This window comes from Paraburkholderia fungorum, assembly GCF_003610895.1.
Taxonomy (GTDB): Bacteria; Pseudomonadota; Gammaproteobacteria; order Burkholderiales; family Burkholderiaceae; genus Paraburkholderia; species Paraburkholderia fungorum_B.
In genome coordinates this window covers 194314-210228 of the sequence record NZ_MCAS01000012.1, presented here as the reverse complement: position 1 = coordinate 210228, position 15915 = coordinate 194314, and the positions used below count along the sequence as shown (strand labels likewise).

The window sequence follows — 15915 nt, the reverse complement described above, 5'->3', positions numbered from 1 at the left end:
CGCCTGACGGCGCGCTTGCCGGCTTGCAAGGAACGGGCTCCGTGTCATACGGAGCCCGTTTTGTTTGGCGGCTCGCCCGGCATTCCGATTGCGGCGCCGCGCGCATCACGCACGGCGCCGCGGAAGACCACGCTTCGCGCCATATCGGCTAAGATCGTGCGACCGGGATGCGGCGAACCGGACCGTCAATAACCGGCCGCGAAGCACCCTATTCCTCCTGTAATCAACGACATAGCGCGGCACGCCCACTTGCGCGCGGATTTGAAAACCATGCAAACCCAAACCCATCCGCTGATTGCCCCGACGCTCGGCACTGCCCGTAACCTGACGAGTTTTCACTATGGTCCCGGCGGCGGGCAGAAGATTTACATCCAGTCGTCGCTGCATGCCGACGAGTTGCCTGGCATGCTGGTCTCGTGGGCGCTGCGCCGCAAGCTCGCCGCACTGGAAGCCGCGGGCAAGGTGCGCGGCGAAGTCGTGATCGTGCCGGTGGCCAATCCGATCGGCCTGAATCAGCACTTTCTAGGCCATCTGACGGGCCGCTTCGAGACCAACACCGCGCAGAACTTCAACCGCAATTTCTACGAACTGGCAGCGCTGATTCAGCCCGGTATCGAAGCGCGCCTGAGCGACAACGTCGAAGCCAATCGCACGGCAATCCGCGCGGCGATGCGCGAAGCACTCGCTGCGCAAGAGCCGGCAACCGAACTCGAATCGCAACGGCTGGCACTGCAAAAACTCTCCTGCGACGCCGACGTCGTACTCGATCTGCACTGCGACTGGGAAGCCGCGATGCACCTGTACACGAATCCCGACCTGTGGCCGGAAGTCGAGCCGCTCGCCCGCTATCTCGACGCCAAGGCCTCGTTGCTGGCGCTCAATTCGGTGGGCAATCCGTTCGACGAAATCCACAGCTTCTGCTGGTCGGATCTGCGCGGCCGTTACGGCGACCGCTTCCCGATTCCGAACGGCTCGATCTCGGTCACGATCGAACTGCGCGGTCAACGCGAAGTGTCGTACGAGTACGCCGAGCGCGACGCCCAGGCGATCATCGAATACCTGACTTCGCGCGGCGTGATCGACGGCACCCCGGCACCGCTGCCGGCGCTCGAATTCGCCGCAACGCCGTTGGCCGGCGCCGAGCCGATCGTCGCGCCGATTAGCGGCGTGCTGGTTTACCGCTGCGAAGTCGGCACCTGGGTCGATGTCGGCCATGAGATCGCCGATATCGTCGATCCGTTGACCGATCGCGTCGTCACACTGAAGAGCAGCGTGGCCGGCGTGCTGTACGCGCGGCATTTGACGCGCTTCGCGACGGCCGGGCTGGAATTCGCGCGCATTGCCGGCGCGAAGGCATTCAGGAGCGGTTCGTTGTTGAGCAACTAAACGCTGTGGCCGCAAAGCAGATCGCCCGCTATTTCAGCGGGCGATCTGCGTTTACGCGTCGGTTGCCGGGGAACGGATTGTTCAGAAAGCCGGAATGATCGCGCCTTTGAATTGCGTGTCGATGTACTTGCGCACTTCATCCGATTCGTAGGCCGCCACCAGCTTCCTGACCCACGGCTTATCGCGATCCTGCGCGCGCACGGCGATCAGATTCGCGTACGGACCCTTGAGATCTTCGATGGCGATCGCGTCTTTGGTTGGCTGCAAACCGGCCTTCACCGCATAGTCGGTGTTGATCGAGGCGGCGTCGAGGTCGCCGAGCGCACGCGGCAATTGCGCGGCGTCGAGTTCAACCAGCCTGATCTTCTTCGGATTCTCGGCGACGTCGAGCGGCGTGGCATTGACGCCGTTCGTGCCGGCACCCGGCTTCAGCTTGATCACGCCGTACTTCTGCAACAGCAGCAGCGCACGGTTGCCATTCGACGGATCGTTCTGGATGCCGACTTTCGCGCCTTCCGGCAAGTCCTTCAGCGACTTGAGCCGGTTCGAATAGAAGCCCATCGGCGAAACGTAGGTCAGGCCGACGTTGACGATCTTGTAGCCGCGCTGCCTGATCTGGCTGTCGAGAAACGGCTGGTGCTGGAAACCGTTGGCGTCGAGGTCGCCGGCATCGAGTGCCGCGTTCGGCTGCACGTAATCGTTGAATTCGATGACCTTCACATTCAGCCCCTCGCGCGCCGCGACTTTGGTCACGACCGACCAGATCTGTGCGTCCGGACCGCTCATCGTGCCGATCCTGAGTTGTTTGTCGTCGGCATGCGCAAACGTTGCCGTGAACGAAACGGCGGCGATAACGAGCAGATTCTGGATGATTTTGCGGCGTTGCATGCGTGTGCCCTCGAGCAATTCTGATTGGTAGGCGCGGATCGTCGCATGCAGCCGATGCCCCCGAAAACCAATCGTTTTTCACACGCTTATATGCACGATCGGGGAAAAGCTTATGAGCGGCACCCCTTGCGTGAATTCAACCAGCAACGATAGGTGAGTGTCGCGCCGACGCGACAGATTCGAAAATAACCGAACCTGTCACATACCTTACTCTGCATTCCCTTAAATTTCGGGCCATCGCACGACCTGCCAAAGAGCATGGCGTCGCGATCGCTTAATTTTTAATCGGAGAAAGTCTTGAACAAGAAAGTATTGACCGCCGCTACTCTCGCCGTCTTCGCCAGCGCCGCTCACGCGCAAAGCAGCGTCACGCTGTATGGCCTGATCGACGCCGGCATCAGCTATGTGAACAACTCGAAGACCGCCACCGGTCACGACAACCTCTTCAAGTACGACGACGGCGTTGCATCGGGTAGCCGTTGGGGTCTGCGCGGCACCGAAGACCTCGGTGGCGGCCTGAAGGCGCTGTTCGTGTTGGAAAGCGGCTTCAACAGCGGCAACGGCACGCTCGGCCAGGGTGGCGCGCTGTTCGGCCGTCAAGCCTATGTCGGTCTGTCGCAGAACAACGTCGGTTCGCTGACGTTCGGTCGCCAGTATTCGTTTTCGACGGACTATCTGGGCGGCAACTACTCGACGGGTGGCCAAACCGTCGCGGGTAACTACGCTTACCACATCAACGACGTCGACCAGCTGACCTCGAGCCGCATCAACAACGCAGTCAAGTTCAGCAGCGCGAATTTCGCGGGCCTGACCTTCGGCGCGATGTACGGCTTCTCGAACCAGGCTGGCGCATTCGCCGGCGCACCGGCAACCGGCACGACCGCAGCACCGGTCGCAGGTTCGTCGCGCGCATACAGCCTCGGTGTGAACTACGCAAACGGCCCGTTCGGCGTCGGCGCAGCGTACACGGACATCCGTTTCCCGAGCCAGGCAACCCCGGCGTTCTCGACCAGCCTCGCCAACGTGACCACGGGCACCATCCGTGATCTGCGCACGTTCGGTGTCGGCGGCCGTTACTCGATCGGCGCGGCTACGCTGTGGGCCTTGTACACGAACACGCGTTTCGCTCCGATCACGGGCGGCTCGACCACGTTCGCCGCGTACGAAGCAGGCGCGAAGTACGCCTTCACGCCGGCACTGACGGCAGGCGCAGGCTACACGTACATGCACCTGAGCGGCGCCAACACGGGCCACTGGAACCAGGCGGACCTGAGCGTCGACTACGCGCTGAGCAAGCGTACGGACGTGTATGCACTGGGTATCTACCAGATCGCTGCCGGCCAGGTCGGCAAGACCAATCTGCAAGCGCAGATCGGTTCGAGCACGAGCTACTTCAACTCGTCGGGCACGGGTTCGGACAACCAACTGGCATTCCGCGTCGGTATCCGTCACAAGTTCTAAGCGAGTCTGATCTCGTCGACGAGGAGCGCAAGCTCTTTCGTTCTGAGGTTCCGGAAAACGCCCTGCGGGGCGTTTTTCTTTTGGGGGAACGCTTTTCCGATACGAGCCGCATATGATTCGAGACCTCAAAGCTATTGGACGCATGCCCGTAAACGCTTTCTCATTCGGGAGAGGAAGCGTATCCAGAGACATGAGAGGCGCTGCCTCTTATGCAACTCATCAACGGAGAAAAACATGCCCCAGCTTGAAAAGGTTGCAATCGTCACCGGCGGTGGCCGCGGTATCGGCGCAGAAATTTCACGGGCACTGGCTAGAGATGGCTATGCCGTCGCAGTCAACTATTCCAGCAACAGTGCCAGTGCGGAGCAAGTCGCGAACGAGATCCGTCTTACCGGCAGTCAGGCGCTCGCCATACACGCGGATGTTTCAAAGGAGGAAGAGGTACTACGCCTCTTCAGCACGGTCGACCAGGCGTTTGGTTTGCCCACCGTACTGGTAAATAACGGTGGAGTGACTGGCGGATTCTCGCGTGTTGAAGCCATCTCAGCGCAAGCGCTGCAAGATGTTTTCGCGGTCAATGTGATCGGGGCTTTCCTGTGTTCGCGCGAGGCGGTGAAACGGATGTCTACCAGGCGCGGCGGCCGTGGCGGCGTCATCGTGAATCTCTCTTCGCGCGCGGCGCAACTCGGCGGCTCAGGTGAATGGGTCCACTACGCTGCCACGAAAGGCGCAATCGATACGTTGACAATGGGACTGGCGAGGGAGGTGGCGCTTGAGGGCATCCGTGTCAACGCCGTTGCCGCGGGCCTCGTCGAAACGGATTTGCACGCCGCTGCTGGCGATCCGGATCGAACGGCACGCCTGTCTGCGACCGTGCCGATGGGTCGTGCCGGCACCGCTCATGAAATCGCCGAGAGCGTGCGGTGGCTTGTTTCGCCGTCTGCCGCTTACGTGACTGCCGCTATCGTTGCTGTTTCGGGTGGCCGGTAACACGAATCGATTGATTACGGCGACAATGCTAGCCATTCCGGCTGCAACCGAGAATATCCCAGCCGGCCTTTGATATTCAGTTTTGGTCGCAGCCACAGGATTCTTCGTATGCCTGCTCTTTATTGCCGGAACCGGGACAGGCTTCTGGATGAAATCTGAGGGCTGCGCACGGGTTCGTCAAGGAGGTTTGCATGTCAGACAGCACGATTGACACCACGAGCGGTAGTGAACGCAGCTCAACGCCTCCCGCTAATGCATCTGCCCGGCTGGAAATGCGGCATCTGCGCTATTTTCGCGCCGTTGCAGAAGAACTCAATTTCACCCGTGCGGCTGACCGGCTGCATATTGCCCAGCCGCCTTTGAGCCAGCAGATACGGCAACTCGAGGAGGAACTCGGTGTGCTGCTGCTTGAACGCGATGCCAGGCCATTGCGGTTGACTGAAGCGGGCACCTTGCTGCTTAAACGAGCGGTCGCCATCGTATCCGAGTTTGATCTTGCGGTGCAGGACGTCAGGCGCATCGGCCGCGGCCAATCAGGCAGGCTTTGCATCGGCTTCGCCGGTTCGGCCATGTACAGCGTGCTGCCAGATATTCTCAATGCGTTTCGCGACGCATATCCTGCCGTAGAACTTGCCTTCACTGAACTTCTGGCTGCGCAGATTGCAGAGTCTCTGGCGAACCGGTCTATTGATGTGGGATTCTCCCGGCCGGGCTTGCCCCCTGACGAGTACATCGAGCAACATCTGCTGGTCACCGAGCCGCTCATGATTGCTGTGCCCGCGCGCCACCCACTGGCAGCATTCGCAACGGTACCGATCGGAGAATTGCAACATCAGGTCGCCGTCATGTACCCGCAGTTCCCCAAACCGAGTCTCACGAGTCTTGTCGTTGAAGAATTATCTGCGCGAGGCATCGAGCTGGATCTCGTACAGGAGGCGCGCGATATGCACACTGCCCTGGGGCTTGTTGCGGCCGGCGCCGGCATTAGCTTCGTTCCGGCCAGCGTTTCTCAGGCAAAAAGAAACGGCGTTCGCTTCATTGCAATCGAGCCTCAGGTTCTGGTGTCCCCCATGACTGTGGTATGGCGCAAGAACCATTCATCCGCCGCCTTGGTGAATTTTCTACGAGTGGTCATTGAAAGGACAACGAATCTTCAGGTTGCGTCGTAGCTGATACGGACATACCCCTTTCAATCGATCTACCCTTTGTAGAGAGTCTCGCAGATCTGGCCCGCTTGCCACCGGTAGATCGCGAATGTTCAGCCGGTGATGCAAGCATCGGCGCGCTCATTTTATTCTGTTTTCCCCCGTCTCCATACGCGCTTCGTCTGAAAGCGTATGTGCTCGATATTGGACGCCTTTATCCGGGCCCTCTAAATTGATCCGTGTCCGGCGAAACTGCCCGGGACGCAAACCCAATCGATCAGGAGGACTTTATGACGGCCCTGGAAACGGCTATGCGCGATGCCAGCGAAGCAGGCATCCGTTTCGACTACGTACAGGCAAATGGCTTGCGAATGCACTACGCGAGAATCGGACGCGGACAGCCGCTCGTCCTGCTGCATGGGTGGCCGGAGTTCTGGATTGTCTTCAAGCCATTGATGATGATCCTCAAGGACGACTTCGAACTGATTGCTCCAGATTTACGCGGCTGCGGGTTCACGGGCAAACCAGGTTCAGGTCCCGACCGGAACGCCGGTGCTTCGACCCATGCCGACGATATCGCCGACTTCACACAGCAACTCGGGCTTAAAAATTTTGGCATGATCGGTGGGGACCTCGGTGCCTACGTGTTGCAAGCTTTTAGCCAGAAGTACGGTGACCGTTTAAACGGCGCGTTCTATTTTTGCACGCCTTACCCAGGTCTGGGTTCTCGATACGGCCAGCCGGATCATCTGATCGAAGTCTGGTACCAGTATTTCCAGCAATTGCCCTGGGCGGCTCAGCTGGTGGGATCGTCGCGTGAGAACTGCAAGCTGTACATGTCGCATTTCCTCAATCACTGGTCGGGAGACAATCCAGACGTGTTCCGCGACCTTCTGGAAGTGTATGCCGACATGTTCATGCTGAACGACAACATACAGGGTGGCTTCGACTGGTATGTGAGTTCGGCGGAGAATCGTCGGAAGTGGCTGGATGGGACCTTGCCCAAGCCCCCGAAGATTTCTGTACCGTCGCGTTTTCTCTGGGGAAAGAGGGACCCGCTGATCCGGCCAGAGTGGTCCGACAGGCTGAACGGATACTTCGATAATTTCAGCATCGATTTTGCCGATGCGGGTCACTTTGTGCACTATGAAGCGCCGCAAACATGCGCCCGTGAGATCCGTGCGTTTTTTCAATAGGGAGAGCGCGGACGCGTTGCCACGTGGCAGCGCTTTACCGGGCTGACCCGAAATCCGCGCACGTTCTGAACTCTTGCGCCATCGGCAATTCTGCGTTGCAGAGCCGCGCGCGGCTCCACTCCGTGATCGCCTGCGCTCAACGAAGAGCCCTATTTCAGTCGCAACGGTTCCCGCACCGGGCGTTGACCGAATTCCATCTATTACTGGTCACTACTTGTTGAGGGATCATGCATTGCGTTATATATAGAGAGATACAACGACACAAAAATTAGATACATCAAGGTCCATGACTCGCTCAATCAATGCCTTTCAGGCGTTCACACTCGTATCAGCAGGAATCGGTGCAACATTTTCAGCCCATGCTCAGGACGAAGGAATCCAACTCGCACCGGTAGTCATCTCCGGGATATCTTCGTTGCCATACCCGTCGTATCAGGTCGACAGAACGAAAGTTGGACCGCTAGGCGAGAAGGTGCTTCTTGACACGCCCTACTCCATTAGTATCGTCCCCTCATCGCTCGCGGAGAATCAGCAACTCCAAAGCGTGCGGGAAGCGTTTCGCTTCATCCCGACGGTTCAGGGCGAAAACATCCGCCCCCAGACGCGGGGGTTGCAAGCCGGAGTTGTGCAGAACACGCGGATCGATGGTCTGAGTATCGCTGCGACAACAGACTACCCAATCGAGCAATTCGAGCAGATCGAGGTTTTGAATGGTCTTGCCGGTGCCCTGTATGGTCCCGCCAGTCCTGCGGGCACGTTCAACTATGTGCTCAAACGGCCTACCGCCGAGCCGCTGCGCGAGTTCACGTTCGGCTACGCATCACGCCAGTCTTTGACTGAGCATCTGGACCTCGGAGGACACTTCGGCAACGACGACCGCTTCGGTTACCGGCTGAATTTGCTCAATCAGAACGGCGAGGGATATGTGGAAGGCAGCCGCCTGCGCAGACAACTCGCCAGCCTCGCATTCGACGTTCGTTTCTCCCCGGACACGCGGCTCGAGACCAATTTCAGTACGTACCACTACCTGTCGACGGGATTCCCGGGTACGTTTGCCTTAGCGCGCAACGTGCCCTTTCCCAGCGCGCCCGACCCTACCCGTCCGGGCTACGGCCAATCGTGGGCAGGTGACGATAACGTCACCAACATGTTCAGTGCCACCTTGAAGCACGATTTCAACAAGGATTGGCACTTGAGCGCCGGCGTATTGAGAGAGACCAACGACCGTGCATCGACGGTGCCGACCAACACCATCACGAGCAAGACGGGCGCCTATACGACGACCACCGCAACAACCACGTACAGCCTGGACACAATTGTCAGCAACACGGTCGCATTGAATGGCCACACCGAGCTTGCAGGCCTGTCGCACGACGTCTTCGTGTCAAACACCGGTTTCTTCTGGAATCGATATACGCCGTACCAGACGGGGGCGATTACGCTCGGCAGTGCAAGCATCAACGACCCGCTGTCTTTTGCGAAACCCCCGCTGCCCGATTTCTCGAATCGATATCTGTCCGCCAACACGGTCCAACAATCGATCAGCGTCGGGGACACGATCGGATTCGACAAACACTGGTCAACGTTACTGGCCGCAAGCCAGAGCTGGATACACACCGAGAACTACAGCAAGCAGGGAGCAACCACCAGCAAGTACAACGCGAGCGGCATCAGCCCGACAGCCAGTCTGATGTTTAAGCCGCTGGATAACATGACGGCGTATCTGACGTACGCCGACAGTCTGCAACAGGGGGACAACGCTCCGGCTGGATCGGCAAATGCGGGAGAGAGCCTCGCGCCATACCGGAGCAAAGAATGGGAACTGGGCTACAAGGTCGATGTGAGCCAGGTTACGCTCGGCGCCGCGCTCTACCGCATCGAGCGGCCGTACGCCTATGTCGGCGCGAACAACGTTTTTGCCGAACAGGGTCAACAGGTCAATCGTGGACTTGAACTGACTGCGACCGGCGCGGTTACAAGAGATATCAACATTTTCACGGGAATCTCGCTACTCGACCCCCGTCTGTTCGACACTGGATCGGCGTCTACCAGCGACAAACAGATCCTCGGGCTGTCGCGCGTCGTATTCAATGCGCTGCTTGACTACTCCGTGCCGGCCGTCGCCGGCCTCGGGTTCAACATCAATATGAACTACGCAAGCCGTCGGCCAGGCAACTATACGAACACGGATTATGTCGACGGCTATACCGTCTTTGACCTCGGTGCGCGCTATAGAACGAAGATTGCCGGCAAATCGGTGACGCTGCGCATTGCCGTCGACAACATCACCAACCGGCAGTACTGGGCCAACATCACACCGAGCGGGCAGAACGGCTACAGCGGCTCCGACAACGGCACAGGCACGCTTGGCGCGCCTCGCACCGTCCGTGCCTCACTACAAATCAACCTCTGAACAAGGATCGACATATGGTACTTCGCACCCTCCTTGCCGCCGTTCTCGGCAGCACCATGGGCATGGCCTGGGCACAGCAGGCGCCTGCCCCGGCGGCTATCACGATCTATGCTGCCGGAAGCATGAGCGGCGCACTTGCCGCTATCACGCATCAGTACACCGCGGAGTCCGGCCAGCCAATTGACCTCGTGACCGGGCCAGCGGGTCTTCTGCTGAATAAAATCGAAAACTCCGCCAAAGCCGATGTTTTCATTTCCGCGAATATGGCGCATCCGCAACGCCTGACGGCAGAAGGAAAAGCTGCACCTACTGTCGTTTTTGCGAGAAACCGGGTTTGCGTGCAGGCCCGCCCGGACGTTGGCCTGACAACGGACAATCTGCTCGACAAGCTGCTTGATCCGAATGTAAAGATCGGCACGTCAACGCCTAAGGCCGACCCGGGTGGTGACTACGCGTGGGAATTATTCGCGAAGGCCGACTCAATCCGCCCCGGAGCGAAGCAGATTCTGGAGGCGAAGGCGCAGCAACTGGTTGGCGGCCCGGCAGCGCCTCAGGTTCCAGCGGGGCAGAGTCCGGTGAAGTACTTTATGGCGACGCGGCGCGTCGACGTCTTCATCGGTTATTGCAGCTCTCACGAAACAAAGCCCGACCCGGCCCTTGTGCAGGTCGAACTCCCGGCCAACCTCAGCATCTCCGCAGACTACGGGATGACGGTCCTGGAACTGCCGCAGACCACCGCCACGCGAAACGCCGCTTACCGGCTCGCCCTCTACCTGATGAGCCCGCAGGCACAGGACGTCCTCACGCGTTACGGGTTCACGCCGGTCGCGCGCCAATAGAGCCTCGAAGGCTGCGCTAGATTCCTAAAGTTACGGGTTTTTCTGATAAATCCATGGATTTTTAGCCAACACGGACATCCTGTAGGCCCAATGGAATGGGTGGCCGATCCGGACTTGTATCCGCAATACCTGCGCTCCCGGATACAGTGCGGGTTGGGTATCCACTCACCTTTGGCCTGATCAGGTTCGCCTGCCGGGCCATTCTGTTTCGGAAGGCATGGTGAGCGTCATTCAGCCTGATCGACCAAGCGCTCGAAAAACCGCTGCTTGGCTCCTTGAGCTTTACATGTCCATCTGTGTGGCGTCGGTGGACAAAGTACCCCGGTTCTTTGATCAGGATGCCCAGGTTCTCGCCGACTCTCGATCTCTTGCCCTCAAATTAACAAACTCGTTCAGACGCAATTCCTGAGGTGTAATCCCATAGGCATTCTGAAACGCGTGCGTAAAATGAGACGCAGTTTTGAAGCCGACTGAATAGCCAATGTCTTTGATCAGCCCCCCGGGAATTCGAATGAGGTCATCTGCTGCGGCGCGCAAACGAAGATTCTGGATGTAAGCACCAAGCCCGCCTTCATGTTCGAACATCCGATAGATCGTGCTGCGCGGGAGTCCTAGCGATGCAATTACACTCTGGGGTGATAGATCGTACTCCTGCAGGTTGGCGCGAACATAGCGTCGCACACATTCGAACATTAGCGCGCGGCTGACAGCTCGCTTGCCGCCACTCAACCCCGCATCTTCCCCGAATGCGGCTGCGATCAGTTGAACGAGGTCGGCAAGCCTGCGATGAGCGTCCTCGAACGGCATGTGCCGGAAGTTCTCGACCAGCGTTCTGGCATGCTTGACGACAAGCCGCGTGCCAGGCTTGCTCGGGTCGAGCACGCGACCGTGTATTGCCCCCGGATCAGCGAACACGTGCCGCAGCAAGTTGGGGGATACAACCAGCGTAATGTACCGGCACGCCTGCCGCAGTACGCGTACGGGTTGATCCAGATCTGTGGCAAGTACGCTGCCCGCACATACGATGGACTCACGCTTCCTGGCAAGCGTCATGGCCGAATGAGCTTCACCACCCAGGAAAATGGTAAAGCCGATACCGCGTGCGTTATCGCGCGAAATACGCGCAATGGTGCGTTCAATCACGACATTATCCGTATAGGTGTCGCTCATACGGAATTCGCCGATATCGTAACGATCGTTGATGCAGATAAAAGGTTGTCGGACCTGCTCACGCGACGGCGCTACCTCGATAACATGGCCAAGCTGCTCACAGTAGGCCAGCAGTTGCTGCTCTGGTGGCAGTTCAGCAACATCGAATCGGCTGTAATTGATGCCGTTCTCGAGCATGAATAGTGATCCGGTAGCAAAATACAGCGATAAGAATGCAGCCCCATAAGGAGAGACGGCGGACAACGATGTCGCAGTGATTGCTGGGTAGATGGCCCACCACATGGTCCACTGCAGCGTGACAAAGTCCACTTGGTGTTAACGGAAGCAAAACGCAGGGACTTAAGACAATCCGATGCAAGGATTTTCTTACAATTGTGTAGGTATGTATCGCAGCCGGACCAGGCGATATTGCGTATATCGTCGTGAAAATCTGGATGGCAGCGTCAAGATCACAACGTGACGCGCAGCGCCTGCGCATTCGTGTGAATAGCGTGCGACGGCAGTTGCATCGCACGAACGGGGCATGTGTCAGGCAATCGAGCCGGGCGGCTCGAAAACAACGTCCCTAGTCCGCCACCAGTCCCAGCGTCCTTGCTTCGAAAATGGCTTCTGCCTTCGACGTCACCTTGAGCTTGCTGTAGATGCGCCGTACGAAGGTTCGCACCGTGAATTGAGACAACTGCAACAGCTTCGCGATTTCCTTCGTCGTGAAGCCCTTGGTAATGAAGCCCAACACTTCCTTCTCACGGACCGACAGCAGGGACGAAGAAGCCGCTGCCAGCTCCTTGCCCGCGGCGCGGCGGGTGCCGCCTTGCCGGAAGTGCGTCAGTATCTGTCTGGCGATGATCGGGCTGATTGGACTGCCGCCGCTCGCGAGGCTGCGGATTTCCTCGACCATCCCCGCAACCGGGCTGTCCTTCAACAGATAGCCGGTTGCGCCGGCTTTGATCGAACGCATCACGTGCGTTTCGTCGACGAAACTGGTCCTGACCATGATGTTGCAACCGGCCCATTTCCGGGCACCCGCGCGGATCACGTCAATACCCGAGCCGTCGGGCAATCCCAGGTCGATCAGCAGCACGTCCGCCGGAGCACCATTCAGCAGCGCGAGTCCCGCTGCACGGGAGCCCGCGACACCCGTCAATCGCATGTCCGGCGCGGCCTGCACGACCTTGCTCAATGCATCGAGAAAGGTCGGATCGCTTTCGACGATCGCGACGTGGATGGGAAACGATTCTGAGTTGATGTTCGTGGTCTGCATATGGACGGGCATTGTCCAATTGGCGGGGACAAACGGAGTTCGTCCCCTAACGCATCATCCCTGGTAATAGGGACCGCCGTGAGGTAATGAATGTATTGATGAAATGCGGATGTCGGAGCAATCCCCCGACGCTCAGACGGGACCTAGTATAGGTGCGCCCCTTTTTGGTGGATTGCTTGAGCGTCTCAGTTCTGGAACATTTTTGAGGGCACTGTCTGGTCGGCGAAGGCGCGGCACTGCCACAGTGCTGAGATGATCGAGCAAGATCGTGCGATGACGCATGCAATATCGCTTTACCGAGGTTATTGCCTTCCGGCGGCGGTCATCGGTTACGCGTGCGAGGGGCATTTTTACATCGGCGCTAACGCATACGATGTTTGCTCATCCCGGTCGCTGACATCGCCGCAACAAGTGCCAGGGCGCGAAACATCGTCCATCGGGAGCGAACGTTCTGGGGCGCGACGGCACGGGGGATGCATCCGGTAAATGATCCGCACAATCCGCGAACGTAGTGTCGCGCCTGCCGCGATCTGAACGACGTAGCGCGTTTGCGCTACAGACCCGCGCACCCCAAGCTCAATACAATCGCATCGCCCCAGGCTCCACTCTTACGCCCCCAGGCGACGCTTTGGCCAACCCGTTTCGCCGGATCGGCACCAGAAAATCACATTATCGAAAGGCATTTGTATGCAATACAGTTACATTGGAAAAGCAATGGCGACGATCGCTACAGACGAAAGGGGCGCCGCAGTGGTCGATCATATCGCGAGTGTTTTGAGCAAGAAAAACAAGGCTCAAGTCGCTGCCATAAATAATGCACTGAACTTCAGCTTTCCACTTTTTAGATCCCGTCCGGGTAACGCGAATGATCTGATCGGGTTAAGGCGCGCCGCCATGCTTATCGCCAGGACCATCGATACGGGAGGCGCGCCCGCAAGAGGCGGAGTACCCTATGAAAGCTGGGATGAGATGCAGCTCGACGCGTACATTGCAACGTATAGAAGGGCGCCAAATATCTTCGCGCCCCCTACCGGAACTCCTGGTATATACCTGGCCGGGTCATTCTGGGCTCATGCGACGGAGGATGAACGATCGAAAGCCATTGCGGGATTCAGGGAAGCCGTCGAGCTCTGCACATATGGTCTGGTAGCCGCCAATCACGCGATACGCATTGAATCAGGCTTGTCATCTGCCAGTGGCAATGGCATCTATTTCGACATATTGAGGATGTGGTTTGGAGATGGATCAATAAGTACGACAAAAAACAATGTCACGAAAACTATAACGATCGCTGAATCAGTCAAGACAGTACTTCAACACACCTGGAATGGCCTGAAGGGAAATTACGTGCGGCTTGGTTATGCCCGGCGCAATCCATCAGAATCCAATTTCATGGAATTAGGATTTGGCTCCAATGGGGCTTGTGCAAACATTAAAGCATCGGATGATGACGAATACGCGTACGTTAATGCAAGCAACAACACCCGCCCAAACAACAGGATTGTGCTAGGCAAACTATTCTTTGACTCTTTAACAACTATTACGCTTCCTGCGCAAATCGTCGCGATCGATGACGATGTAATGCAGGTGACGCGCGGGGGAGGCGTGCTACATGAAGCAACCCATTTGTATGCGGCAACGGAGGATGTGAAGCTCGGCCGTGCCGCGTACAATAATCTCAATATGAAATTGCCTGCCGATTCCAATAAAAATCAGAAAAGTTACGGAACACACTACTGCCTGGCTTTAGCCAGAACTGATTCGGCAGGTGCAGTCAAGAACGCCGACTCATATCGTATTTTTTGTGAGCTGGCGAAACATCAGTGGCAGCAAGCGGCTGGGCGGGGATAGTGTCACTTCAGCATCCGCAGCCTCGCTCGTTCACCCAGTGGGGACCATCTCAGCGCCGCGGCCGCGTTATACCGCCCATGCCCAAAGGCAGAGCCTGTTTTGCGGATACTCTGGCATTTCTTACGTCTCCTCCAGCCTCCTTTACGAGATCATCCATCTCCTTCCAGTAAGCTGCATGTTTCCTGCATTCGTCGCATTGCATCCTTAGATGATATCCGTGCCCAGGACGATCCTTCCTCGCTCCGTTGTTTATCCAGTGGGACTTCAATGTTTCAAGCGCGTCCTTTCGCTCATCGCGATCCCGATAATTCACCATATGCGCGTACTCGACCCTTGATCTGGCTGATGGCATTGCATTGGAACGATTCGAAATCATACGATGCACTTCCAGACTTTCATTAATTCTCGCCAAATATAATTCTGCCATTATTTCACCACGGCCAAATTCCCGCACCAGTATATTTCTAATATTGACTCCTTGTATTGCAAGCGACTCCACGGCACGCGCCAGATTGGAACTATCAGGCTGATAATGTCCGCTGCCATTGTTAATGTGCGTCACAACCCCACTCTTTATACGAATTTCCCCTGCGCACAGCACAGCATCGCCAGCAAGATAAGACGAGTGATATCGCGCGTTACCCCTGATTCCACCTGGAGGGTTATGCGGGCCACTATAAAAATCACCCGACATGCTCACCGCATATCCACCGAACAAATTCGCAATCACATTGTCCTTATTGAAATTACGAATTTCCGTATCAGCCAGCGTCAATCCCTCGCTGTTTTCCCACCACTTTTGCTGATATGCAAGCCCTCCCTTGAAGATCAATCTGTATTTTCTCCTTTCCTGCTCCGAAAGGTATTCAGCCCAACCGTCCCTCAAATCCAGGCCGACTCCATGGTCTCCCATATCTTTACCGAAAGTCTGCACAAGCCACGAAGGCATGACGTTCTCGGTTACGCCCGTTTCCTCTTTTATTTTTTCTACGATTATTTTGTAGAGAGCAAAGACAGCAGGCCGGCGACGCGGATTTATTGTCGAATTACTTCCCAGATCAGCCATTTTCAGCCATCCGTCGGTCGCGAAGTACAGCCTGCCAAGCACATTTATTCTGGCGGCTCTCTTGATGCCGGCGTCCGATTCGGAGTTCAGGCCATGAAACAGATCAAGAAGCGCGTCGATATCATTTAAAAGCCTGTCTTCCGCCCGCCTTCCCGAGATGACAAATTTCAGATCTGTGGCAAGCACAAAGTCCGCTTTAGTTGGAATCATTGCCATGGAATACCCTGAAAATAAAAAGTTCTCTTCAAT

Annotated in this window: 12 protein-coding genes; 8 read left to right on the top strand and 4 right to left on the bottom strand. The window is 57.3% G+C overall.

Annotated elements, in window-relative coordinates:
* Positions 1 to 270 precede the first annotated feature (270 nt).
* On the top strand, positions 271 to 1386 hold the full coding sequence (locus BCY88_RS13675; RefSeq protein WP_120344757.1) for a succinylglutamate desuccinylase/aspartoacylase family protein: 1116 nt from the start codon (positions 271 to 273) through the stop codon (positions 1384 to 1386).
* Positions 1387 to 1467: 81 nt separating this feature from the next.
* Here the strand turns inward: BCY88_RS13675 and BCY88_RS13670 are convergent, their stop codons facing one another.
* Complete coding sequence (locus BCY88_RS13670) at positions 1468 to 2274, bottom strand: MetQ/NlpA family ABC transporter substrate-binding protein (protein WP_120345010.1); 807 nt, start codon at positions 2272 to 2274, stop codon at positions 1468 to 1470.
* A gap of 297 nt (positions 2275 to 2571) precedes the next feature.
* On the opposite strand from BCY88_RS13670, the gene BCY88_RS13665 reads away from it, so the two are divergent.
* The 6 genes from BCY88_RS13665 (at position 2572) to modA (ending at position 10318) form a co-directional block, all read left to right on the top strand.
* Positions 2572 to 3735, top strand: coding sequence for a porin (locus BCY88_RS13665; protein ID WP_120344756.1), 1164 nt, complete (start codon positions 2572 to 2574; stop codon positions 3733 to 3735).
* A gap of 234 nt (positions 3736 to 3969) precedes the next feature.
* On the top strand, positions 3970 to 4725 hold the full coding sequence (locus BCY88_RS13660; protein ID WP_120344755.1) for an SDR family oxidoreductase: 756 nt from the start codon (positions 3970 to 3972) through the stop codon (positions 4723 to 4725).
* Between the two features lie 191 nt (positions 4726 to 4916).
* Positions 4917 to 5894, top strand: a complete 978-nt coding sequence (locus BCY88_RS13655) for a LysR family transcriptional regulator (RefSeq protein WP_120344754.1) — start codon at positions 4917 to 4919, stop codon at positions 5892 to 5894.
* Between the two features lie 266 nt (positions 5895 to 6160).
* Positions 6161 to 7066, top strand: coding sequence for an alpha/beta fold hydrolase (locus BCY88_RS13650; protein ID WP_120344753.1), 906 nt, complete (start codon positions 6161 to 6163; stop codon positions 7064 to 7066).
* A 286-nt stretch (positions 7067 to 7352) separates the two neighbouring features.
* The gene (locus BCY88_RS13645) at positions 7353 to 9479 is read left to right on the top strand and encodes a TonB-dependent receptor (RefSeq protein WP_120344752.1); all 2127 of its coding nucleotides are present in this window, start codon (positions 7353 to 7355) and stop codon (positions 9477 to 9479) included.
* A 14-nt stretch (positions 9480 to 9493) separates the two neighbouring features.
* The gene (gene modA, locus BCY88_RS13640) at positions 9494 to 10318 is read left to right on the top strand and encodes a molybdate ABC transporter substrate-binding protein (protein ID WP_220669669.1); all 825 of its coding nucleotides are present in this window, start codon (positions 9494 to 9496) and stop codon (positions 10316 to 10318) included.
* Between the two features lie 333 nt (positions 10319 to 10651).
* On the opposite strand, the gene BCY88_RS13635 is transcribed toward modA, so the two are convergent.
* Positions 10652 to 11770 (bottom strand): helix-turn-helix domain-containing protein, encoded by a 1119-nt coding sequence (locus BCY88_RS13635; RefSeq protein ID WP_120345008.1) that lies wholly within the window; start codon positions 11768 to 11770, stop codon positions 10652 to 10654.
* A gap of 283 nt (positions 11771 to 12053) precedes the next feature.
* The gene (locus BCY88_RS13630; RefSeq protein ID WP_120345007.1) at positions 12054 to 12749 is read right to left on the bottom strand and encodes a response regulator transcription factor; all 696 of its coding nucleotides are present in this window, start codon (positions 12747 to 12749) and stop codon (positions 12054 to 12056) included.
* A gap of 714 nt (positions 12750 to 13463) precedes the next feature.
* On the opposite strand from BCY88_RS13630, the gene BCY88_RS13625 reads away from it, so the two are divergent.
* On the top strand, positions 13464 to 14600 hold the full coding sequence (locus tag BCY88_RS13625) for a M35 family metalloendopeptidase (protein WP_120344751.1): 1137 nt from the start codon (positions 13464 to 13466) through the stop codon (positions 14598 to 14600).
* Positions 14601 to 14649: 49 nt separating this feature from the next.
* Here the strand turns inward: BCY88_RS13625 and BCY88_RS13620 are convergent, their stop codons facing one another.
* Positions 14650 to 15882 (bottom strand): hypothetical protein, encoded by a 1233-nt coding sequence (locus BCY88_RS13620; protein ID WP_147408519.1) that lies wholly within the window; start codon positions 15880 to 15882, stop codon positions 14650 to 14652.
* Between the last annotated feature and the right edge of the window lie 33 nt (positions 15883 to 15915).

What these genes read in the sequence shown, in the direction of transcription:
- BCY88_RS13675 (WP_120344757.1), top strand. Translation starts at nt 271, where the DNA reads ATGCAAACCCAAACCCATCCGCTGATTGCCCCGACGCTCGGCACTGCC.
- BCY88_RS13670 (WP_120345010.1), bottom strand. Translation starts at nt 2,274, where the DNA reads ATGCAACGCCGCAAAATCATCCAGAATCTGCTCGTTATCGCCGCCGTT.
- BCY88_RS13660 (WP_120344755.1), top strand. Translation starts at nt 3,970, where the DNA reads ATGCCCCAGCTTGAAAAGGTTGCAATCGTCACCGGCGGTGGCCGCGGT.
- BCY88_RS13655 (WP_120344754.1), top strand. Translation starts at nt 4,917, where the DNA reads ATGTCAGACAGCACGATTGACACCACGAGCGGTAGTGAACGCAGCTCA.
- BCY88_RS13650 (WP_120344753.1), top strand. Translation starts at nt 6,161, where the DNA reads ATGACGGCCCTGGAAACGGCTATGCGCGATGCCAGCGAAGCAGGCATC.
- BCY88_RS13645 (WP_120344752.1), top strand. Translation starts at nt 7,353, where the DNA reads ATGACTCGCTCAATCAATGCCTTTCAGGCGTTCACACTCGTATCAGCA.
- modA (WP_220669669.1), top strand. Translation starts at nt 9,494, where the DNA reads ATGGTACTTCGCACCCTCCTTGCCGCCGTTCTCGGCAGCACCATGGGC.
- BCY88_RS13635 (WP_120345008.1), bottom strand. Translation starts at nt 11,770, where the DNA reads ATGTGGTGGGCCATCTACCCAGCAATCACTGCGACATCGTTGTCCGCC.
- BCY88_RS13630 (WP_120345007.1), bottom strand. Translation starts at nt 12,749, where the DNA reads ATGCAGACCACGAACATCAACTCAGAATCGTTTCCCATCCACGTCGCG.
- BCY88_RS13625 (WP_120344751.1), top strand. Translation starts at nt 13,464, where the DNA reads ATGGCGACGATCGCTACAGACGAAAGGGGCGCCGCAGTGGTCGATCAT.
- BCY88_RS13620 (WP_147408519.1), bottom strand. Translation starts at nt 15,882, where the DNA reads ATGGCAATGATTCCAACTAAAGCGGACTTTGTGCTTGCCACAGATCTG.